This is a genomic window from Citrobacter sp. CK202 (genome assembly GCF_030333225.1).
In the GTDB taxonomy this organism is placed as follows: Bacteria; Pseudomonadota; Gammaproteobacteria; order Enterobacterales; family Enterobacteriaceae; genus Citrobacter_B; species Citrobacter_B koseri.
Genome location: NZ_JAOWGI010000026.1, coordinates 423,382 through 445,056 on the forward strand (window position 1 = coordinate 423,382; position 21,675 = coordinate 445,056).

Sequence of the window (21,675 nt, forward strand, 5' to 3'; positions counted from 1 at the left end):
GATGACGCGTATCCTTCGTCCGTTGTTTGCGCTGTGCATCGTCTGGCCGATCATGTGGTTGTGGCTTGGTCTGCGTGTTAAATATCAAGAAAGATTGCCGAAAAGCGGCCCGGCGATTGTGGTGGCCAATCACAACAGTCACATGGATGTCTTCGCGCTACTTTCTCTTTTTCCACTCTGCCGTCAGGCTGAAGTGCATCCCGTCGCGGCGGCTGATTATTTCTTGCGTAATAAAATCATGGCGTGGTTTGCGCTCAATATTCTCAACATTATCCCCATTTCACGTAAAGGCGGAGAGGCTAACCCTCTGGCACTGTGCGAGCAGGCATTGCGTGAGGGAAAAACATTAATCCTTTTTCCAGAAGGCACGCGCGGCGAGGCAGGTAAGCTGTCGCCGCTGAAATCAGGGTTATGGCATTTGAGCCAAAGCATGCCGGAAGTCCCGATTATTCCTGTCTGGCTGCGGGGAACAGAGCGAGTGATGGCCAAGGGAAACCGTATTCCGCTTCCGCTGTTTATCGGCGTCACGGTAGGTAACGCACTGAGTTTTAATTCCGATAAAAACACGTTTATGGACGATCTGAAGTGCCAGTTGGTAGCGCTTTCGCAACAAACAACAGGAAGTCATTCCCATGATTAATACACGGGCGCCTGAAGAACGGCAATTTTTAACCAGTGACAACGTTGAGCTGTTTTATCGCTACTGGCCCGCAACGTCGGCAGGGGCAACGCCGAAAGTGATTGTCCTGTTCCATCGCGGACATGAGCATTCTGGTCGTCTGCAACATATTATCGATGAACTGGCGATGCCGGATACGGCGTTCTACGCCTGGGATGCCCGTGGGCACGGGCGCTCGCCGGGCCCGCGCGGGTACAGTCCATCGCTGGCTCGTTCGGTTCTGGATGTGGATGAGTTTGTTCGTTTTGTTGCAACTGACAGTCAGGCCTCAATAGAGGATGTGGTGGTTGTGGCACAAAGCGTTGGTGCGGTGTTGGCGGCAACCTGGGTACATGACTACGCCCCGACCATCCGCGGTCTGGTGCTGGCATCACCGGCGTTTAAGGTCAAACTGTATGTGCCGTTTGCCCGCTCAGGGCTGGCGTTGATGCACCGACTGCGCGGGCTCTTTTTTGTTAACTCCTACGTGAAGGGCAAGTATCTGACCCACGACCCGGCGAGGGTGGCAAGTTTCAATCAGGATCCGCTGGTCACCCGTCCTATCGCGGTTAATATCCTGCTCGATCTCTACAAAACGGCAGAGAGAATTGTCAGCGATGCCAGCGCGATCACCTTGCCAGTGCAGATGTTGGTCTCCGGGGAGGATTACGTTGTTCACCGCCAGCCGCAGATCGATTTCTACCAGAGACTGCGCAACCCGCTAAAAGAAATTCATATTCTGCCGGGGTTTTATCACGATACTCTGGGTGAAAAAGAGAGGCATCTGGCGTTTGATAAAATGCGCGTGTTTATTGATACGCTCTATGCTCTGCCTCCTCAACGTTTTGACTATAGCGACGAAGACCGCTGGGGTCCGGGGGCGGATACCTGGCGAATGTTAAGCGGTGGGCCGGAACCTTATTCGCTAAATGACATCGCTTATCGTACCTTGCGCTATGGCATGAAGATGCTGGGGACGCAATCCACTGGAGTCCGTCTGGGATTTGAAACGGGGTTTGATTCTGGCAGTACGCTCGATTATGTCTATCGCAATCAACCGCAGGGTAGCAGCGCACTGGGGCGTCTGATTGACAAAAACTACCTCAATAGCGTGGGCTGGAAAGGGATCCGTCAGCGTAAAATCCATATGCAGATGTTGATTCAGCATGCGGTTGCCAAACTTGCTGAGCAGGGAACGACGGTGCGGGTGGTTGATGTTGCTGCTGGTCACGGGCGTTATGTACTTGATGCGCTGGAAAGTGAAACGGCAGTGGATGAAATTTTGCTACGAGACTACAGCGAATTAAATGTGGCGAGAGGCCAGGAAATGATAGAGTCTCGCGCAATGGCGGCACGTGCGCGTTTTGAAAGGGGGGATGCTTTTAACCGTGAAGAACTGGCTGCGCTGCTACCTCGACCGACGCTGGGAATTGTCTCAGGACTGTATGAATTGTTCCCGGAAAATACGCTGGTACGTAATTCTCTTGCCGGGCTGGCAGATGCCATTGAGCCGGGAGGTATTCTGATCTACACCGGTCAGCCCTGGCATCCACAGTTAAAAACCATCGCCTGGTCGTTGACCAGTCATAAGGATGGAAAAGCATGGGTGATGCGTGTGCGTACGCAAGGCGAAATGGATGCGCTGGTGTGGGAGGCCGGGTTCGATAAATGCGCTCAACTGATAGATGGGTGGGGAATTTTCACCGTTTCTATGGCGGTGCGTCGCGCATCATGACAACCCGACGTTCTGTTTACCGGCAAGGTATAGGCTGGTTACTGCTGCTTGCTCCGTTTTTCTTTTTAACCTACGGGCAGGTTAACCAGTTTACCGCCGGGCGAGATAACATTAGTAGTCTGGTTTTTGAGTGGGAGCGGCATATTCCTTTTGTGCCCCTGACTATTATTCCTTACTGGAGTCTGGATCTGCTGTACGGCCTGTCGCTATTCGTCTGTACAACGCTGAATGAACAGCGGCGACTGGTCTGCAAATTAGTGTTGGCTTCACTGATTGCCTGCATTGGCTTCTTGTTATTTCCGCTGCAATTTACCTTCACCAGACCGGAGATAACCGGTCCGGCCGGTTGGCTCTTTGGTCAGCTTGAACGGTTTGATTTACCGTACAATCAGTCGCCGTCGTTGCATATTATTTTGTGCTGGTTGCTGTGGCGGCACTTCCATCGTCATCTGAAGGGCAAATGGCAAGCATTGAACGGTGGTTGGTTTTTGCTGATTGCCGTATCGGTTCTGACTACCTGGCAGCACCATTTTATTGATGTTATCACCGGGCTGGCAGTGGGTATGGTTATCGACTGGTTGATTCCGGGACAGGGGCAATGGCGTTGGCGCATCGCCTCTGGTAAGCGTAAGATTCTGGCTACTCGCTATCTGTTTGGTGTACTGGCGTGTCTGGTTGGCACGTTTGTGACGCCCTGGTTGTGGTGGCCGACATTGGCGTTGCTGATTGTGGCGCTGGCTTATGGTGCGCTCGGCGTCGAGGCATTACAAAAAGACAGGACGGGGCGGTTAACGCCCGCCGCCTGGTGGCTGCTGTTTCCCTGGCGACTGGGGATGATGCTCTCTATGCACTGCTATACCCGCCGCTTACCGGCGGTCAGCCCTCTGGTCGATGGGCTGTTTTTAGGTGCGTATCCGTGCAGACCTGTGGAGCAACAGGCGGTACTGGATCTGACCGGTGAGTTTCCCCGCTCCCACGCTTCGCAAGACGTTGTCTATTGTTGCGTACCGATGCTGGATCTGGTTAAACCGGACTACGACACGCTTTATCAGGCAGTGGGTTCGCTGGAGCAATTGCGCATCACTCATGGCAGCGTCCTTATTCACTGCGCGCTGGGACTGTCACGCAGTGCATTGGTGGGGGCGGCATGGTTATTGTATCGCTATCCGGGGTTAGGTGTTGATGACGCAGTTGATCGACTACGAAAGACGCGACCGCAGGTTGTTTTTACATCTGAACATCTGGAGCTGTTAAAACAATGGAAAACAGAAGTGACAACATAACTAATAAGCATCTTCTACAGGCTCGCTTGTTGATGCAAACGCTTAATAGCTGGCGTTTCTTTTTGCTCTTCACTTTCCCACCGCTGGCCTGGGCTCTCCTGCTCTCACCACCGGGGATACTCCGCACAATGATCGCTATGATGAGCGGCATTGTCTGGTTTGGTTGCTGGCGACTGTGGCTTGATGCTCAGTATTTTTCTCTTATCAACGAAGAAAATAACGAGCAAGCTGGTGAAGTGCTTTGCTTTATCTGGCAGCGAGAAAAGCTACTGACGTTGACGCTTGCCGGGCGGCAGCAGGGGGCGTTAAAGCAGTGTCAGCGTACGTTGTACTGGGTTGCCATTCTGTGGCTGGGATGGTTGATGCTGTTGTTGTTCTATTGAGATATTGATTCTACGTATTTTCTGTTTTGTATGATAAAGCGCGATAATTTGCAGGGTAAGTTTCTATACTGTCTGCTCCGAAGCGATATTCAGCAAGAGGGGCAGTTATGGCAAGTCACGGTAATTCAGCGACGTTTTCTCTCGGTTCCCGGCAGGTAAAACGGCTGGGCTATGGGGCAATGCAACTGGCAGGACCTGGTGTATTTGGCCCGCCGAGAGATCGTCACGTCGCGCTGACGGTGCTTCGGGAGGCGATTTCGCTGGGTGTGAATCACATTGATACCAGCGATTTTTACGGCCCGCATGTTACGAACCAAATCATTCGAGAAGCGCTGCATCCGTATCCTGACGATCTGGTGATCGTTACCAAAATTGGCGCCCGTCGCGGGGAAGATGCGTCGTGGTTGCCCGCTTTCTCGCCTGCGGAACTGAAGCAGGCGGTTCACGATAATCTGCGTAATCTCGGACTTGATGTGCTGGATGTGGTCAACCTGCGCGTTATGTTCGGCGACGGTCATGGCCCGCATGAAGGATCTATCGAAGAGAGTTTCAGCGTGCTGGCTGAACTTCAGCAGCAGGGGCTGGTGAAGCATATCGGTCTGAGCAATGTCACCGCGAAACAGGTGGCTGAGGCGAGGAAGATTGCCGAAATTGTTTGCGTGCAGAATGAGTACAATATCGCCCATCGCCAGGATGACGCACTCATTGACGCGCTGGCGGGCGAGGGTATCGCTTATGTGCCGTTCTTCCCGCTGGGCGGGTTTACGCCGTTGCAGTCATCAACGCTCTCCGACGTTGCCGCCAGCCTGAATGCGACGCCAATGCAGGTTGCGCTGGCATGGTTGCTGCAACGTTCAGCCAATATCCTGTTAATTCCGGGAACGTCGTCAGTGACGCATTTGCGTGAAAATATGGCGGCAGGGGATTTGCAACTTTCGGATGAGGTTCTTGCGGTGCTGAATGGCATGAATGCCTGATGGAGGTTATCCGGCCTGCGGGAGGATGACACCCCTTGCAGGCCGGATGAGGCAAATAAATCTTATGCAGCAACAACGCTGTCAATCGCCGCTTTGGCATCAGACTGCGCTTTGGCCGCGACTTCCGGGCCGTAAGCAATCCCTTCAGCAAACACGAAGTTCACGTCGGTGATACCAATAAAGCCCAGGAAGACTTTCAGGTACGGCGCGATCAGGTCAGTCGGCGTATCTTTGTGGATACCGCCACGGCTGGAGAGAATCACCGCACGTTTACCGGTCACCAGACCTTCCGGCCCTTTCTCGGTGTAACGGAAGGTGACGCCTGCGCGGGCAACCAGGTCAAAATAGTTTTTCAACTGAGTCGGGATGTTGAAGTTGTACATCGGCGCCGCAATGACGATCACATCGTGCGCTTGCAGTTCCGCGATCAGCTCGTCGGACAGCGCCAGCGCGTCCTGCTGACGCGGAGTCAGCGGAGCGTCGCTCGGGCGCAGGGCACCCACCAGTTCGCCATCCAGTACCGGAACAGGATTCGCGGCCAGGTCGCGCACGGTGATCGCATCCGCAGGATGCTTTTCGCGCCACTGTTCAACAAAATAATCAGACAACTGACCAGACTGAGAGTACCCTGCCAGAATACTGGATTTAAGAACTAATACTTTGCTCATGGGTGTTTCCTTTTATGTGTTTGAATGGGGTGAGCCCCGTTGCTTGTTGACACTCTATTCACAATCCTGTCGCAGAGATAGCGCAATATATCGAATCCTATGTTCGAAATTATTGAACAACACACGAAAAGCGCCGATGTGGTACTCTATACCAATCATTAAAAAGAGATTTTACCCGGCAGAGCACTGCCCTCTAATGCTATGACAGAACAACAGAAAATCACCTTCGCCGCACTTCAGCAACAGCTGGATACGCTGATGCTGCGTGACAGGCAGCGCTTTGCCCGCCGCCTGCATGGCGTGAAGAAGGTTAAAAAACCTGATGCACAACAGGCCATTCTCCTGGAGATGGCGAAAGAGATTGAACAGGCAGCAGGTAAAATTGTGCTGCGCGAAGCCGCCAGACCGGAAATAACGTATCCAGAAAACCTGCCTGTCAGCCAGAAAAAACAGGCCATCCTGGAGGCCGTTCGCGACCACCAGGTGGTGATTGTGGCGGGGGAGACCGGCTCTGGTAAAACCACGCAGTTGCCGAAAATTTGTATGGAGCTGGGGCGCGGTATTAAAGGGCTGATCGGCCATACGCAGCCGCGTCGTCTGGCGGCGCGTACCGTTGCCAACCGTATTGCCGAAGAGTTGCAAACGGAACCGGGCGGCTGCATCGGTTATAAAGTCCGTTTCAGCGATCACGTCAGCGACAACACGATGGTCAAGCTGATGACGGACGGTATCCTGCTGGCGGAAATCCAGCAGGACAGGCTGCTGATGCAGTACGACACCATCATCATTGATGAAGCGCACGAGCGCAGCCTGAATATCGACTTTCTGCTTGGCTACCTGAAAGAGCTGTTGCCGCGTCGCCCGGATCTGAAAATCATCATCACCTCCGCGACCATCGACCCGGAGCGCTTCTCGCGTCATTTTAACAATGCGCCGATCATTGAAGTTTCCGGCAGAACGTACCCGGTTGAGGTGCGCTATCGTCCAATTGTCGAAGAAGCGGACGATACCGAGCGCGATCAGCTTCAGGCGATTTTTGACGCGGTGGATGAACTGGGGCGTGAAAGTCCCGGCGATATCCTGATCTTTATGAGCGGCGAGCGTGAAATCCGCGATACCGCCGATGCGCTCAATAAACTCAATTTGCGCCATACCGAAGTATTGCCGCTGTATGCACGCCTCTCTAACAGCGAGCAGAACCGCGTGTTCCAGTCGCACAGCGGGCGTCGCATCGTGCTGGCGACTAACGTGGCGGAAACCTCGCTGACCGTACCGGGCATTAAGTACGTTATCGATCCCGGCACTGCGCGCATCAGTCGCTACAGCTACCGTACCAAAGTGCAGCGGCTGCCGATTGAACCGGTTTCACAGGCTTCCGCTAACCAGCGTAAAGGCCGCTGCGGCCGTGTGTCGGAAGGGATCTGCATCCGTCTGTATTCGGAAGATGACTTCCTGTCGCGCCCGGAATTTACCGACCCGGAGATTCTGCGTACCAACCTGGCTTCGGTTATTTTGCAAATGACGGCGCTGGGGCTGGGCGATATCGCCGCATTCCCGTTTGTTGAAGCGCCGGATAAACGCAACATTCAGGACGGCGTACGTCTGCTGGAAGAGCTTGGGGCGATTACGACCGATGAGCAGCAAACGGCTTATAAACTGACGCCTTCAGGACGCCAGTTGTCGCAGCTGCCGGTAGACCCGCGTCTGGCGCGGATGGTACTGGAAGCGCAGAAACACGGCTGCGTGCGTGAGGCGATGATCATCACCTCCGCGCTGTCTATTCAGGACCCGCGTGAGCGCCCGATGGATAAACAGCAGGCGTCCGATGAGAAACACCGTCGTTTCCACGATAAAGAGTCTGACTTCCTCGCCTTTGTGAATCTGTGGAATTACCTCGGCGAGCAGCAGAAAGCGCTGTCGTCGAACCAGTTCCGCCGCCTGTGCCGCACCGATTACCTGAACTATCTGCGCGTGCGCGAATGGCAGGATATCTATACCCAATTGCGCCAGGTGGTGAAAGAGCTGGGTATTCCGGTAAACAGCGAACCGGCGCAATACCGTGAAGTGCATATCGCGCTGCTGACCGGGCTGCTGTCGCATATCGGGATGAAAGATGCCGACAAGCAGGAGTATACCGGCGCGCGTAACGCCCGTTTCTCCATCTTCCCGGGTTCCGGTTTGTTCAAGAAGCCGCCGAAGTGGGCGATGGTCGCAGAACTGGTGGAAACCAGCCGCCTGTGGGGGCGCATTGCGGCGCGCATCGATCCCGAGTGGGTGGAACCGGTTGCCCAGCATCTGATTAAGCGTTCTTACAGCGAACCGCACTGGGAACGGGCGCAGGGCGCGGTGATGGCGACGGAGAAAGTGACCGTGTACGGTCTGCCGATAGTGGCCGCGCGTAAGGTGAATTACAGCCAGATCGACCCGGCGTTGTGTCGCGAGTTGTTTATTCGTCATGCGCTGGTAGAGGGCGACTGGCAGACGCGCCACGCCTTCTTCCGCGACAACCTGAAGCTGTGTGCGGAAGTGGAAGAGCTGGAGCACAAATCGCGCCGTCGCGACATTCTGGTCGATGATGAGACGCTGTTTGAGTTCTACGACCAGCGCATCAGTCATGACGTGATCTCCGCGCGCCACTTCGACAACTGGTGGAAAAAAGTCAGCCGTGAAACGCCGGATCTGCTCAACTTTGAAAAGAGTATGCTTATCAAAGAGGGCGCGGAAAAAATCAGCAAGCTGGATTACCCGAACTTCTGGCACCAGGGAAATCTTAAGCTGCGGCTGAGCTATCAGTTTGAACCGGGCGCCGACGCCGACGGCGTCACCGTCCATATCCCGCTTCCGTTGTTAAACCAGGTGGAAGAGTCCGGGTTTGAATGGCAAATTCCAGGTCTGCGCCGTGAGCTGGTGATTGCGCTGATTAAATCGCTGCCGAAACCGGTACGGCGGAACTTTGTTCCGGCGCCGAACTATGCCGAAGCGTTTTTAGGTCGCGTAACGCCGCTGGAGCTACCGTTGCTGGATGCGCTGGAGCGTGAATTGCGGCGGATGACCGGCGTGACGGTAGATCGCGAAGACTGGCACTGGGATCAGGTGCCCGATCATCTGAAGATCACCTTCCGCGTGGTGGATGACAAAAACAAGAAGTTGCAGGAAGGGCGCGCTTTGCAGGGGCTGAAAGAGGCGCTGAAAGGGAAAGTCCAGGAGACGCTCTCGGCGGTGGCAGATGACGGCATCGAGCAGAGTGGGCTGCACATCTGGAGTTTCGGTCAGTTGCCGGAAAGCTATGAGCAGAAACGCGGCAATTACAAAGTGAAGGCGTGGCCTGCGCTGGTAGACGAGCGTGATAGCGTCGCCATCAGGCTGTTCGACAATCCGCTGGAGCAGCAACAGGCAATGTGGTGCGGTTTACGCCGCTTGCTGCTGCTGAATATTCCGTCGCCGATTAAGTATCTGCACGAAAAACTGCCGAATAAAGCCAAGCTCGGTCTGTACTTCAACCCGTATGGCAAAGTGCTGGAGTTGATTGACGACTGTATCTCCTGCGGCGTGGACAAGCTGATTGACGCCAATGGCGGCCCGGTATGGACGGAAGAGGCTTTTGCCGCGCTGCATGAGAAGGTGCGCGCTGAGCTGAACGACACCGTTGTCGATATCGCGAAGCAGGTCGAGCAGATCCTGACCGCCGTGTTCACGATCAACAAACGTCTGAAAGGACGCGTGGATATGACGATGGCGCTGGGGCTGTCTGATATCAAAGCGCAAATGGGCGGGCTGGTGTATCGCGGTTTTGTCACCAGCAACGGCTTTAAGCGCCTCGGCGATACGCTGCGCTATTTGCAGGCGATTGAAAAACGGCTGGAGAAACTGGCGGTCGATCCGCACCGTGACAGGGCGCAGATGCTGAAAATCGAAAGCGTGCAGCAGGCCTGGCAGCAGTGGATTAACAAGCTGCCGCCAGCCCGCCGTGATGACGACGACGTCAAAGAAATCCGCTGGATGATTGAGGAGCTGCGCGTCAGCTACTTTGCACAACAGCTCGGCACGCCGTACCCGATCTCCGATAAGCGCATTTTACAGGCGATGGAGCAAATCAGCCTGTAGCTCCATGCTCAGCTCAGGCAGGAGATACCTTCGGGTATCTCCTGCGGGGCGGCGCGCTTTAGCCTGTCATAAAGCAGCGCAATGTCTTTTTCGAATGCCGTATCTTGCGGCCAGACCAGATAGTAGCCTTCTCCGGTTGCCACCGCTTCATTGAACGGAAGGGCGAGCAGACCGCTTTTTACCGCCTCCAGACTGAGCAGCAGATCGCCCACGGAGACGCCATGCCCCCTTATCGCCGCCTGATTTCCCTGTTCCAGCGTGTCGAACACTTTTCCCCGACGGGTATTCAGTCCGTTAAATTTACCGCTGCGTGCCAGCCATCGCGTCCAGTCGCGCCGGTCTGGCGAAGGGTGAATAAGCTCGCAGTCGGCAATGTTTTCTCGTACCTGTTCAAGCAGCACGGGGGCGCATATCGGGATCAGCCACTCTTTAAAAAGCAGCCTGCTTTGCGTGCCGGAACCAAAATGACCGTTGCCTAACAGGATGGCGCAGTGAAAGGGTTCGCGATTGAAATCCACCGTATCGGTGTCCATCCAGACGCTGGAAAGCTCCACGTTAAGCGAGGGCTCCTGCTGATGTACGCTGTTCAGCACGTCCAGCAACCAGCCCATTGTCAGGGTTGAGGGCGCCTTTAAGCGCAGACCGTGCTGCTGGTTGCGAAACGCGGAGCAGGCGTTTTCTAGCGTCCGAAAGCCTGTGGCCAGCTGCTCCGCCAGCGCGCGTCCCGCTTCCGTTACCTCAACCTGCGGGCCGTTGCGGTGAAACAGCGAGCAGTCAAACGTTGTCTCCAGGGTACGGATATGTCTGCTGACCGCACCCGGAGTGACGTTCAGCGCGTCAGCGGCTTTGCTGAATGATCCGAGGCGGGCGGCGGCTTCAAAAGCGCGCAGGGCATACAGTGGCGGCAGAGTCATGGCGATACGCTATTGTGAGTTTTACTCACATTAAATAGCAGTTTTATTCGTTTTTCAAACGTCATCGCTCGCTGAATAATGCCGGGAGTTTCCGGGCCTGTGTGCGTTATGAAGGAGAAAAGGCGTTGATTAATCTGACATTGCTGAGTGCGTATAGTTTATCGGTTTTACTGTTGCTGGTCACGCCCGGCCCGGTGGTTGCGCTGGTAACCGGAACGGCGGCCCGGCACGGTGCGCGTAAAGCCTTTGCGACGGTGATCGGAACGAACAGCGCCTCTCTGGTGCTGATTATCCTGGCGGCGCTGATGCTGGCCGGGGTGGTGTCGATCTCCGGTTTGTTTCTGTCTTTGCTGGGGATCGCAGGGTCGTTGTATATCGGCTACGGCGCGTTAATCAGCCTGCGGGCGGGGAATCCGCAGGTAAATGCGCAAGAAAACACGGTCGCTGCGGGCGACGGCGGGGTGATCCGGGGATTTATTACCGGCATTTCAAATCCGAAAGACATTCTTTTCTTTGTCGCTTTCTTCCCTCAGTTTATTGCGGTAACGCAGAACTTCGCCGCCAGCATTATGACGCTGACGGTGGTGTGGATCATTTTTGATTTTGCTGTTTTATCGCTGTACATCCTGCTCATCAATAACTGGTTGTCACCGCATCACAGCCGGCGTATTGGGCTGGCGTCATCGCTGTTTTTGCTGGTGATATCGCTGTCTGGCCTGGTCTATAACATCCGCGAAATCATTCACCACTTGCCGTACGGATGACGTCAGACAGACCAGCCGCCGCCCAGCGCTTTGTAGAGATCAATCTGCGCCAGCAGCAGATTGTTTTTCACCTGCACCACATTGGTTTGCACTGAGAACAGCGTGCGCTGGGCGTCCAGTACATCCAGATAAGACGAATAGCCATTGCGATAGCGATTCTGGGCGATGCGCAATGTTTCCTGCGCCACATCCTGCTGCGCCTGTAGTTCACTGAGCTGTTCCTGATAGCGGGTGATGGCGTCGAGGCTATCGTTTACCTCACTGAAGGCGTTACGCACGGTTTTTTCATAACTGTACAGCGCCTGATTACGCTGGGACTGGGAAATATCGACCTGCGCATTCAATGCCTGACGGTTAAGCAGAGGGGCGAGAATGCTGCCGCCGATACTCCATAAGCGGAGCGGGTCGTCAAGCAGACCGGGGAGCGTGCGATCCTGCACCGATCCGGTCGCCGTCAGGTTGATCGACGGCAGCAGGCTGGCGCGAGAGGCGGCAAGCGTCGCATCGGTCGCAATAAGCTGTCTTTCGGCCTGCACAACATCAGGACGGCGGTTGAGCAACGAAGAGGGCAACTGTGACGGCAACGTTAAGGGCGTCAGCGCATCAAAACGGTCGCTACGGGCCAGGCGCGTCGGGTTGCTGCCCAGCAGAAGACTCAGCGCGTTTTCCTGTTGTGCGATCTGGTGCTCAAGCAGGGGAATTTGCGCGCGCGTCGAGCGAAGCTCAGAATCCGACTGCATCAATTCCAGGCGCGAGCTGTAGCCTGTTTCATATTGCCGTTTTGCCAGATTCCAGGCTTCTTCACGCGATTTCAGCGTCGATTTTGTCACGTTGAGCTGCTCATCCAGCGCCAGCAGCGTGACATAACCGGACGCAACGGACGAGGCAACGGTCAGATCGGCGGCGGCCGCCGCCGCTTTTTGCGCCGCCAGCGAGGCCTGCGCCGCACTGGCGGTGCTGCGATTAACGCCCCAGATATCGACATCGTAGCTTGCCGTCAGGCTGCCCTTATACAACGTACTGTAGATCGGAAGTCCGGTTGCCGCAGACTGCGTTCGCGCCCGCGCTCCGCTAACGCCCGCATCCAGCGAGGGGAACAGGCTGCCTTCGGCGGCATAGACCCTGGCCTGGTATTCATTTACCCGTTCGCGGGCAATCAACACGTCACTGTTATTTTGCAGCGCCTGATCGACATAACGATTCAGATGACTGTCGTGAAAATTTCTCCACCATACCTGTTCTGTTGCGCTGGCGGGGCCGGTGGCGGTTCGCCAGGCGGCGGGGATTTGCAAAGACGGTTTTGCGGGTGCCACATCAACCGACTGACAGCCACTGAGCAGCAGGGCGAACAGCAAAGCGGCAACGGGACGGCGCGTCATTGTTTCGCCTCCCGGGTATCGATATGTACCTGCACCGACATACCCGGACGCAATCGCGCAATCTCCTCCGGTTTACCCAGCACCTCCACCCGAACCGGAATGCGCTGGGCGATTTTGACAAAGTTGCCGGTCGCGTTATCCGGCGTAATGGCGCTGAACTCCACGCCGGTTGCCGGAGAAATGCTCTCCACCCGGCCTTCATAAGCCCGATCATTCAGCGCATCGACGGTAAACCGTACCGGCTGACCCACGCGCAGCTCCGCCAGTTGCGTCTCTTTAATATTGGCGATAACCCAGTGCTGCGGCGGCACCAGCGTGGTGAGGTGCGTTCCGGCGGTGACATACGCGCCGAGGCGGACGGCAATCTGCCCAAGCTGGCCATCGCGCGGCGCGACAATGCGGGTATTTTGCAGATCGATCTGCGCCAGCTCTAACGCTGCGCGGGCATTTTCAACGTCGGCTTCCAGCGCTCCCCGGTTGACGATCACCGTTTGTAAATCCTGTCGTGACATCTCCAGCGTGGCTTTCGCCTGGTCGATATCCGCGCTGCCTTGCGCGGCGCTGGCCAGCGCCGCATCGCGTTCACGAATCGACAGTGAACCGTCGGCGGTGAGATCTTTCACGCGTTTCAAATCTGCCTGGGTTTTCAGACTTTGCGCTTTGGCGTTCTTCAGTACCGCTTCATTGCGCACAATCACGGCTTCGGCGCTTTTACGCTGTTGCAGGTTATTATTTAACGTGGCGATTTTCATGGCCAGCTGCGCTTCGGCCTGATGGACACGCTGGCGATAAATACGGTCGTCGATCTGCATCAGCAGTTCGCCTTTTTTCACCTGCACAAAGTCCTGCACATTCACCTGCGTGATATATCCATTCACCTGCGGGCTAATAAAGGTGGTTTGTCCACGCACATAGGCGTTATCCGTAAATTGCGTATGGCGGGTAAACGGTGGTAATTGCCAGGCGTAGAGGATCACCAGAACCCCGACGAGGCCAATGGCGGCAGCGGCAAAAATTGACACCACACGGAGATTGTTTCGGGTATTTGCCTGCTCTTTGGCGGCATCCTGCTGACTCATAGCGGCTCCTGAGGTAAAGCGATAAACATAATTTTCATCTGTTACTTGGTTCCGGTGGCTTTTTTCAGCGCCATCCGGGCGGTAATACGCAGTCGCAGCAAGCGCCATAAAATCCAGATTAGCGTAGCGGCGGCAATGCTGGCCGTCAGTAAATAAGTATCGTTATAGGCGAGGATATTTGCCTCAAGCGACGTAACGGTTTGTAGCTGGGCGATTGCCTGGGTGTTCAGCAATGCGCTATCGCCAATCAGGTTTTTGTACATCTGGCTGTACATCTGTAGACGCTCATTCACTAGCGGATTTAGCGTGGTGAGCTGATCGGCCAGCAGGCTGGAGTGATATTTTTCACGCCAGGTCTGGAACGTGCCGAGAATGGCGGAGCCCAGCAGACCGCCGATGTTCTGACTCATCCCAAATAAGACGGAAAAACTGACCAGATTGCGCGGATCGGCGATGACGCCGCCGATACCCGCCAGCATTGCCGGGGCAAGGAAGAACGCGCTGCCAAAGCCGAGTAAGAATTGGCTGACCATTAATTGGTCGGGGCGCGTCAGGTTTGTGGAGTGGCTGTCGAGCAGCGAGGCGACGATCATCAATGCCAGCGACGTAATCACGGGCCAGGCCAGCCGCGTCGGTTTAATCGTCAGGCAACTGGTGATGATGCCGCACACAATGCCAGCGAAAATTGACCAGGCCAGATGCGTCATTTGCTCATTCTGTAAGCCAGCGTATTGCAGCCAGCCAATTACGCCGGTGTTTTGCTCCGCCAGTACAATGCGGATCAGCAACATAATCAGCCCCAGGCGGAGAATACTGCCGCTGGAGAGCCAGCGCGTATTCAACAGCGGATTGCTGCGGTTATGCTCGAACACAATTGCGCTGATGATGAGTACCGTCGCCAGCGCCAGAGACCAGCCAATCCAGGGCGCTTCAAACCACCAGTCCAGTCGCCCCAGCGACAGCACGGCACAGACCAGCGCCATGCCGGGCGCGAGCAGAATAAAAGTAATAAAGTCTTTCTTTTCAAAAACCTTACGTCTGTCGCCGGGAGGCAGTTTTAAGGCGATGACGCAGCCCAGCGAAACCAGCGCCAGTCCCAGCTCAAAGAAGTACAGGCCGCGCCACTCATCCAGTTGCAGCAGTTCGGTAGAGAACAACCGGGCGAGGGGAATAGCCAGCGACGACCCGGTAATACCGATCGTTAACGCTTTCAGACGGTGTTTCGCAGGCCAGGCCTGTATCTGATAATAAATACCCAGCGAACTGAGCGCGGCGGCGACCATACCGTGCGCCGCGCGTACCATTAGCGCGGAACTCAGATCGTTGACGAAGAGGTGAAAAAAGGTGACCAGCACATACAGCACCAGAAAACCTTCGGTAAATGCCCGCAGACCAAACTGCTGGCGAAATTTCACCAGCAGCAGGTTAATTGAGACATTGGTCATGACATAAACGGCAGGCAGCCAGGCGATCTCCGTCGACCAGGCAGCAAAGGTGCCCTGTAAATTTTGCAGATTCGCGGTCACGACCGCGTTCCCGAGGGCGCCGGTCAGACACACCAGCAGGCCCACCACGCCGTAGGCGATGCGTTTCGGCGTGCTGTGAATGGGAGTCGAAGGTGAGCCTAACAGCGCGGGCTTTTCGTGAGGCTGCCACTCGCGAGGAGCATAAGGATCGCGTTGGGGCAGGCGCATAACGTCGTATACCTTTGTATTATTTTAATGGTTAGCGGGCTAATGATTCTACGTCTGACGTAAACCATAATTCAAGTGAATATGAAAACGCCCGGTAAATCAAATATTCATTGCCGTTAAGCCGGGATTTTCGCTCATTGAACGTTGTTTGACATCAACGCTTTATCTCACCCTCGCACCACAGGATAATCAGCGGATCGTCTTTCGGAGTGATCTGGTACTCACCAGAAGCCACTCCGGTACTCTGCAAGGAACACAGGAGGAAGAACCATGAGAATGAGACCGTTTCCGGCATTATCCAGTGCAACGCTGGAAGCAGCGAACACGCTGGGGCATTGGCTGGCCCAAAATGACTTCTCTGGTGACGCGCCGTATCAGGCTGACTGCGTTGTGCTGGCGGGGAATGCCGTCATCCCGGCGATAGACGCCGCCTGTAACATAGCGAAAGCGCAGCAGATCCCGCTGTTGATCAGCGGCGGCATCGGCCATTCCACCACGTTTCTCTATGCCGCCATCGCCGGGCACCCGCGCTACAACACCATACGCACCACCGGGCGTACGGAAGCCAAAATCCTCGCGGATATCGCTCATCAGTTCTGGCAGATCCCGACGGAGAACATTTGGCCAGAAGACAAATCAACAAACTGCGGTGAGAACGCGCAGTTTAGCTGCGCCCTGATTGGTCAGGTATCGGCGCCCATTAACACCGCCATTATCGTACAGGACCCGACAATGCAACGCCGGACGATGGCGACGTTCCGCCGCGTCACCTGCGACGATCCCGATTCGCCCCGCTGGTTGAGCTATCCGGGTATTGTCCCGACGCTGTGCCAGCACGATGACGGCGTGGATTTTGCCGGAGAACAGAAGGGGTTGTGGTCCGTGGATCGCTATCTCTCCCTGATTGCGGGAGAGCTTCCGCGCTTACGGGATGATGAAACCGGCTACGGGCCGCGTGGCCGCGACTTTATTGTGCACGTTGATATTCCCGCTGACGTTGAGGCGGCGTGGCAGACGCTGCAAAATGACGCTGACCTGATTGAGACCATGAACAGTCGTTCGTTGCGTTAATGTTACTTTCTTGCCCGTTTGCGGAAATTTACGCTCAAACGGGCAAACTCTCTCCCCGATATCGCCCCTCTGACAGAACCTTCCTGGCTGCTTTTATGAAGCACATCACAAAACCAGCACCGCAGATGACCCTGAGAACATGTGATTGTTATTACTTAACAATGATTTTACTTGTTAAGAACAATTCAATTACAGGAGCAGCGCATGTCCGCACCCGTACAACACCCGATGTATATCAATGGTCAATTTGTTAGCTGGCAGGGAGACGCATGGATTGATGTGGTGAATCCTGCCACCGAAGAACTGCTCTCCCGTATTCCTGATGGCGGCGCGCAAGAGGCGCGTCAGGCCATTGACGCCGCTGCGCGCGCTCAGCCGGAATGGGAGGCGCTGCCTGCGATTGAACGCGCGGGGTGGCTGAGAAAGATCGCGGCAGGGATTCGTGAGCGGGCAGAAGAGATCAGTGCGCTGATTGTCGCGGAAGGCGGAAAAATCCAGCAGCTGGCGCAGGTGGAAGTCGCGTTCACCGCTGACTACATCGAATATATGGCCGAGTGGGCGCGCCGTTATGAAGGCGAAATCCTGCAAAGCGACCGCCCCGGAGAAAATATTCTGGTCTTTAAACGCGCGCTGGGCGTCACCACCGGGATTCTGCCGTGGAACTTTCCGTTCTTTTTGATTGCCCGTAAGCTCGCTCCGGCGTTGTTGACCGGGAATACCATCGTCATTAAACCCAGCGAATTTACGCCAAACAATGCGATCGCTTTCGCGCAGATCGTGCATGACATCGGCTTACCGAAAGGCGTATTCAACCTGGTGCTGGGACGCGGTGAAACGGTTGGGCAGGAGCTGGCGGGGAACCCGAAAGTCGCGATGGTGAGCATGACCGGCAGCGTGGTCGCCGGCGAGAAAATTATGGCGGCGGCAGCGAAAAACATCACTAAAGTTTGCCTGGAACTGGGCGGGAAAGCCCCGGCAATCGTGATGGACGATGCGGATCTTGAGCTGGCCGTGAAAGCGATTGTGGATTCCAGAGTGATCAACACCGGGCAGGTCTGTAACTGTGCTGAGCGCGTTTATGTACAAAAAGGGATTTACGATCGCTTTGTGAATCGTCTGGGCGAGGCGATGAAAGCGGTTCAGTTTGGCGATCCGGCACAGCGTGATGACATCGCAATGGGGCCGCTGATTAACGCTGCCGCGCTGGAGCGGGTAGAGCAGAAAGTGGCGCGCGCTGTACAGGAGGGCGCTCGCGTGGCGTTGGGCGGCAAGGCCGTGGAGGGCAAAGGTTATTATTATCCACCGACGCTGCTGCTGGACGTTCGCCAGGAGATGACCATCATGCATGAGGAGACATTTGGCCCCGTGCTGCCGGTTGTGGCGTTTGATACGCTGGAAGAGGCGCTGGAGATGGCGAACGACAGCGATTACGGTCTGACATCGTCTGTATATACGCAAAACCTGAATGTTGCGATGAAGGCGATCGGCGGGCTGAAATTCGGCGAGACCTATATCAATCGCGAAAACTTTGAGGCGATGCAGGGATTCCATGCTGGCTGGCGCAAGTCAGGTATTGGCGGGGCGGATGGCAAACACGGTCTGAACGAGTATCTGCAAACGCAGGTGGTCTATTTGCAGTCCTGATGTAACAGGCCGGGGTTTTCCCCGGCCTGCTAATGGCGGTCACACTTTGGTCGCAATCCAGTTCATCATCAGTTCCGGCCAGACCGCGACCGGCAATCCCTGCGTATCACGAATGCCAAACCCGTGTTTTCCTCGCTCAAACAGATGCATTTCCACCGCTACGCCAGAACGGCGCAGCGCGTTAAAAAATACCAGGCTGTTTTCCACCTTTACCGCCGGATCGTCGATGGCATGCAGCAGAAATGTGGGCGGCGTAGCGGCATCCACGCGTTCCTCAAGCGAGTAGTGGCGAATCTGTTCATCGTCAGGTTCCGCGCCCATCAGTTCAAGGCGTGAGCCGGGATGATGAATGTCGTCACGCATGGTGATGACCGGATAGACCAGCGCCATAAAAGCAGGGCGGGCGTTGATTTCATCCAGGCTATCTATAGGGGAATAGACGGGTTCAGCAAAACGCGTCCCCAGACTGGCGGCGACATGCGCACCGGCAGAAAAACCCAGCACCCCGATGCGTTCCGGGTCGATCTTCCACGCTTGCGCATTGGCGCGAAGATAGCGCATCGCGCGCTGCACATCCGCCAGCGGCGCGTTTGCCCCCTCATCATGGCCATCTCCGGGCATCCGGTAGGTCATCACGAACAGGGTATAACCACGCGCATTAAAAAAGGGCGCCAGCGCGCTGCCTTCTTTGTCCAGTACGACGCGCCGGTAGGAACCGCCAGGCGTCACGAGAAGCCCCACGCCGTTGGGTTTATCTGGCGCGTAAACGGTGATTTCAGGAGATCGGACGCCCGTGACGGCGCGATCGAAGATGGATGTACCGGTATGCCGCGGTTCTGGCGTAAAAACAGCATCGCTGTTTTTCGCTCCGGGGGCTTCGCCATCAGGCCAGAGGGTAAATGTGGCTGAGCGGGAGACGGCTTGCGCCATCATTTCTTCTAAGGTTTCGCGGCTGAATACGTCCATGACTGTGCTCACTCAGTGATAAATGTTATCTATAACACAGTTAATCCATTGAAAATCGGAAGGGATTCACATCGTCTTGAATGACCAGATAAATAGTGAAAACGGCGGAGGAACAATGCCTCCGCCAGAGGGTCAGAGTTTGGCGAATTTATCCAGCGTGCGAATAAGTTGGGTTACAAAACCGTACTCGTTATCGTACCAGGCGACGGTTTTCACCAGTTGCAGATCGCCCACTGTGCTGATTTCAGTTTGCGTGGCATCGAACACCGAACCGAAATGTGAGCCGATGATATCGGAAGAGACGATCTCTTCATCGGTATAGCCAAACGACGGATTATGGGTTGTCGCTTTCTTCAGCGCCGCGTTGATCTCTTCCGCAGTGACTTTTTTCTCCAGAATCGAGACCAGTTCGGTTACAGAGCCGGTTTTCACCGGGACGCGCTGAGCATGGCCTTTAAGTTTTCCGCTCAGTTCAGGAATCACCAGACCAATAGCCTTCGCCGCGCCGGTGGTGTGGGGGATGATGTTTTCCACCGCCGCCCGCGAAGCGCGCAGATCCTTCCCGCGCGGCCCGTCAACCAGCGACTGGGTTCCGGTGTAGGCGTGAATTGTGGTCATGGTGCCAACCTGAATGCCAAAGTTGTCATTCAGCGCTTTCGCCATCGGCGCCAGGCAGTTAGTGGTGCAGGATGCGACAGAAACAATCTGGTCGCTGGCATCCAGCGTGTCGTCATTCACGTTGAAGACAATGGTTTTCATATCGCCAGCCGGGGCGGAAATCAGCACTTTTTTAGCGCCAGCGTCGAGGTGCGCTTTGGACTTCTCGGCTGAGGTATAGAAGCCGGTGCACTCGACAATGATCCCGGCGCCGGTGGTTTTCCACGGAATATTTTTAGCCTCTTTTTCTGCGTAAACCGCAATTTTTTTGCCGTCCACAATCAGCGCGTCTTCGGTGAAATCCACACTCCAGGGGAATACGCCGTAGTTTGAGTCATATTTCAACAGATACGCGAGGATTTTAGGGGAGGTCAGGTCATTGATGGCGACGACATCAATGTCGCTTTTCACTTCCAGCAGACGACGTAACACCAGACGACCGATACGACCAAAGCCGTTAATGCCAATTTTACTCATGGTTTTCTCCTGTCAGGATGCAACGATACGACACATTTTTTCCTACCAGGCATAGTCCAGTCAGGCGTCCAGGGCAATAACAGATTTTGCGGCTAAGCGTAACTGGTTGAAATTGGGTGAACAAAAGTTAATGAATTTTTAACAAAAGCTCGCTATGTTGACGCTTTATTTTTTTACTCAGGACGTGTTATGAGCAATAAGTACACAAGCCTGCAAATTGGCATCCACTGGCTGGTCTTTTTACTGGTTATTGTGACCTACTGTGCAATGGAGTTGAGGGGATTTGCGCCCCGCAGCTATCGTCCGTGGATCAATATGGTTCATGTCTCGTGCGGGATGACCATCCTGGTGTTGATGGTGACGCGCCTGCTGGTCAGACTGAAATACCCGGCGCCGCCCATTGTGCCAAAACCAAAGCCGATGGTGACCGGAATGGCGCATCTTGGGCATCTGGTGATCTATCTGCTGTTTATTGTCTTGCCGATTATTGGCCTGGTGATGATGTATAACCGGGGCAATCCCTGGGTTGCGTTCGGCCTGGTGATGCCGCATGCGTCAGACGCTAATTTTGAGGTGGTGGATATGCTGAAAACCTGGCATATCACGCTGGCGAAACTGGGGTATTTTGTTATTGGCTTGCATGCCGCCGCGGCGCTGATGCATCACTACGTCTGGAAAGACAATACGCTGTTGCGCATGATGCCGCGCAAACGTTCCTGACTCTTCTCACCACCCCGCGTAATGCGGGGTTTCTTTTAGAAAACACCTGCGTGTAACCAGACCCGTGACGCAGGTGAAGGAAACGGGTCTACATCGGAAGCGGGCAGTATAGCTATTTGTCATACAAATAGCGAGATGCTGCTGTTGGTTTTACAGCCACATAACAAATCTGATAGTATACCCCCCTATAGTATGGAGGGCGTATGCCGCATTCACCTGAAGATAAAAAACGTATTCTCACTCGAGTTCGCCGTATCCGCGGGCAGGTTGACGCGCTGGAACGGGCGCTGGAGTCAGGAGAACCTTGCCTGGCGATCCTGCAACAGATTGCCGCCGTTCGCGGCGCATCTAACGGGCTGATGGGAGAGATGGTTGAGATTCACCTGAAAGATGAACTGGTCAGCGGCGACACCACGCCGGATCAACGCGCCGTGCGCATGGCTGAAATCGGCCACCTTCTGCGCGCTTATCTAAAATAAACAGATCACCTCACAATAATGGG

Annotated in this window: 18 protein-coding genes; 11 read left to right on the forward strand and 7 right to left on the reverse strand. The window is 55.1% G+C overall.

The features are described 5' to 3' along the window. Position 1: 1 nt before the first annotated feature. The 5 genes from OGX84_RS14840 (at position 2) to OGX84_RS14860 (ending at position 5,036) form a co-directional block, all read left to right on the forward strand. Positions 2 to 640: a lysophospholipid acyltransferase family protein gene (locus OGX84_RS14840; RefSeq protein ID WP_047464081.1), complete on the forward strand. Its 639-nt coding sequence runs from the start codon at positions 2 to 4 to the stop codon at positions 638 to 640. Next, on the forward strand, positions 633 to 2,393 hold the full coding sequence (locus OGX84_RS14845) for a bifunctional alpha/beta hydrolase/class I SAM-dependent methyltransferase (RefSeq protein WP_112002062.1): 1,761 nt from the start codon (positions 633 to 635) through the stop codon (positions 2,391 to 2,393). The genes OGX84_RS14840 and OGX84_RS14845 overlap by 8 nt, the downstream gene beginning before the upstream one ends. Continuing rightward, positions 2,390 to 3,676, forward strand: coding sequence for a phosphatase PAP2/dual specificity phosphatase family protein (locus OGX84_RS14850; protein ID WP_112002063.1), 1,287 nt, complete (start codon positions 2,390 to 2,392; stop codon positions 3,674 to 3,676). Before OGX84_RS14845 ends, OGX84_RS14850 begins: the two co-directional genes overlap by 4 nt. A gap of 32 nt (positions 3,677 to 3,708) precedes the next feature. Continuing rightward, positions 3,709 to 4,059 carry a hypothetical protein gene (locus tag OGX84_RS14855; RefSeq protein ID WP_309300384.1) on the forward strand — a complete coding sequence of 117 codons (351 nt, stop codon included), beginning with the start codon at positions 3,709 to 3,711 and terminating at the stop codon, positions 4,057 to 4,059. Positions 4,060 to 4,166: 107 nt separating this feature from the next. Continuing rightward, positions 4,167 to 5,036 carry an aldo/keto reductase family oxidoreductase gene (locus tag OGX84_RS14860; RefSeq protein WP_112002065.1) on the forward strand — a complete coding sequence of 290 codons (870 nt, stop codon included), beginning with the start codon at positions 4,167 to 4,169 and terminating at the stop codon, positions 5,034 to 5,036. Positions 5,037 to 5,098: 62 nt separating this feature from the next. On the opposite strand, the gene azoR is transcribed toward OGX84_RS14860, so the two are convergent. Next, positions 5,099 to 5,704: an FMN-dependent NADH-azoreductase gene (azoR, locus tag OGX84_RS14865; protein WP_012132314.1), complete on the reverse strand. Its 606-nt coding sequence runs from the start codon at positions 5,702 to 5,704 to the stop codon at positions 5,099 to 5,101. Between the two features lie 201 nt (positions 5,705 to 5,905). Between azoR and hrpA the strand changes: the two genes are divergently transcribed. Continuing rightward, a complete protein-coding gene (hrpA, locus tag OGX84_RS14870) occupies positions 5,906 to 9,808 on the forward strand; it encodes an ATP-dependent RNA helicase HrpA (protein ID WP_112002066.1) in 3,903 nt (1,300 codons plus the stop codon). Positions 9,809 to 9,816: 8 nt separating this feature from the next. On the opposite strand, the gene OGX84_RS14875 is transcribed toward hrpA, so the two are convergent. Then, positions 9,817 to 10,722, reverse strand: coding sequence for a LysR family transcriptional regulator (locus OGX84_RS14875; RefSeq protein WP_112002067.1), 906 nt, complete (start codon positions 10,720 to 10,722; stop codon positions 9,817 to 9,819). Between the two features lie 128 nt (positions 10,723 to 10,850). Between OGX84_RS14875 and OGX84_RS14880 the strand changes: the two genes are divergently transcribed. Beyond that, positions 10,851 to 11,486, forward strand: coding sequence for a LysE family translocator (locus OGX84_RS14880; RefSeq protein ID WP_112002114.1), 636 nt, complete (start codon positions 10,851 to 10,853; stop codon positions 11,484 to 11,486). A gap of 2 nt (positions 11,487 to 11,488) precedes the next feature. On the opposite strand, the gene OGX84_RS14885 is transcribed toward OGX84_RS14880, so the two are convergent. The 3 genes from OGX84_RS14885 to OGX84_RS14895 are packed head-to-tail and all read right to left on the reverse strand — an operon-like array spanning position 11,489 to position 15,638. Next, complete coding sequence (locus OGX84_RS14885; protein ID WP_112002068.1) at positions 11,489 to 12,865, reverse strand: efflux transporter outer membrane subunit; 1,377 nt, start codon at positions 12,863 to 12,865, stop codon at positions 11,489 to 11,491. Then, positions 12,862 to 13,944, reverse strand: a complete 1,083-nt coding sequence (locus OGX84_RS14890) for an HlyD family secretion protein (RefSeq protein WP_058669194.1) — start codon at positions 13,942 to 13,944, stop codon at positions 12,862 to 12,864. Before OGX84_RS14890 ends, OGX84_RS14885 begins: the two co-directional genes overlap by 4 nt. Positions 13,945 to 13,985: 41 nt before the next feature. Then, on the reverse strand, positions 13,986 to 15,638 hold the full coding sequence (locus tag OGX84_RS14895; protein ID WP_047463611.1) for an MFS transporter: 1,653 nt from the start codon (positions 15,636 to 15,638) through the stop codon (positions 13,986 to 13,988). Between the two features lie 270 nt (positions 15,639 to 15,908). On the opposite strand from OGX84_RS14895, the gene OGX84_RS14900 reads away from it, so the two are divergent. After that, positions 15,909 to 16,709: a YdcF family protein gene (locus OGX84_RS14900; RefSeq protein WP_112002069.1), complete on the forward strand. Its 801-nt coding sequence runs from the start codon at positions 15,909 to 15,911 to the stop codon at positions 16,707 to 16,709. 204 nt (positions 16,710 to 16,913) lie between these two features. Beyond that, positions 16,914 to 18,353, forward strand: coding sequence for an aldehyde dehydrogenase (gene aldA / locus OGX84_RS14905; RefSeq protein ID WP_047463614.1), 1,440 nt, complete (start codon positions 16,914 to 16,916; stop codon positions 18,351 to 18,353). Positions 18,354 to 18,392: 39 nt separating this feature from the next. On the opposite strand, the gene OGX84_RS14910 is transcribed toward aldA, so the two are convergent. Beyond that, positions 18,393 to 19,319, reverse strand: coding sequence for an alpha/beta hydrolase (locus OGX84_RS14910; RefSeq protein ID WP_112002070.1), 927 nt, complete (start codon positions 19,317 to 19,319; stop codon positions 18,393 to 18,395). A gap of 132 nt (positions 19,320 to 19,451) precedes the next feature. Then, positions 19,452 to 20,453 (reverse strand): type I glyceraldehyde-3-phosphate dehydrogenase, encoded by a 1,002-nt coding sequence (gap, locus tag OGX84_RS14915; protein WP_058669192.1) that lies wholly within the window; start codon positions 20,451 to 20,453, stop codon positions 19,452 to 19,454. 189 nt (positions 20,454 to 20,642) lie between these two features. Between gap and cybB the strand changes: the two genes are divergently transcribed. Both cybB and OGX84_RS14925 read left to right on the forward strand, forming a co-directional pair. Further along, a complete protein-coding gene (cybB, locus tag OGX84_RS14920) occupies positions 20,643 to 21,173 on the forward strand; it encodes a cytochrome b561 (RefSeq protein WP_012132327.1) in 531 nt (176 codons plus the stop codon). A gap of 203 nt (positions 21,174 to 21,376) precedes the next feature. Further along, positions 21,377 to 21,652, forward strand: coding sequence for a metal/formaldehyde-sensitive transcriptional repressor (locus OGX84_RS14925; protein WP_012132328.1), 276 nt, complete (start codon positions 21,377 to 21,379; stop codon positions 21,650 to 21,652). The last annotated feature ends 23 nt before the right edge of the window (positions 21,653 to 21,675 follow it).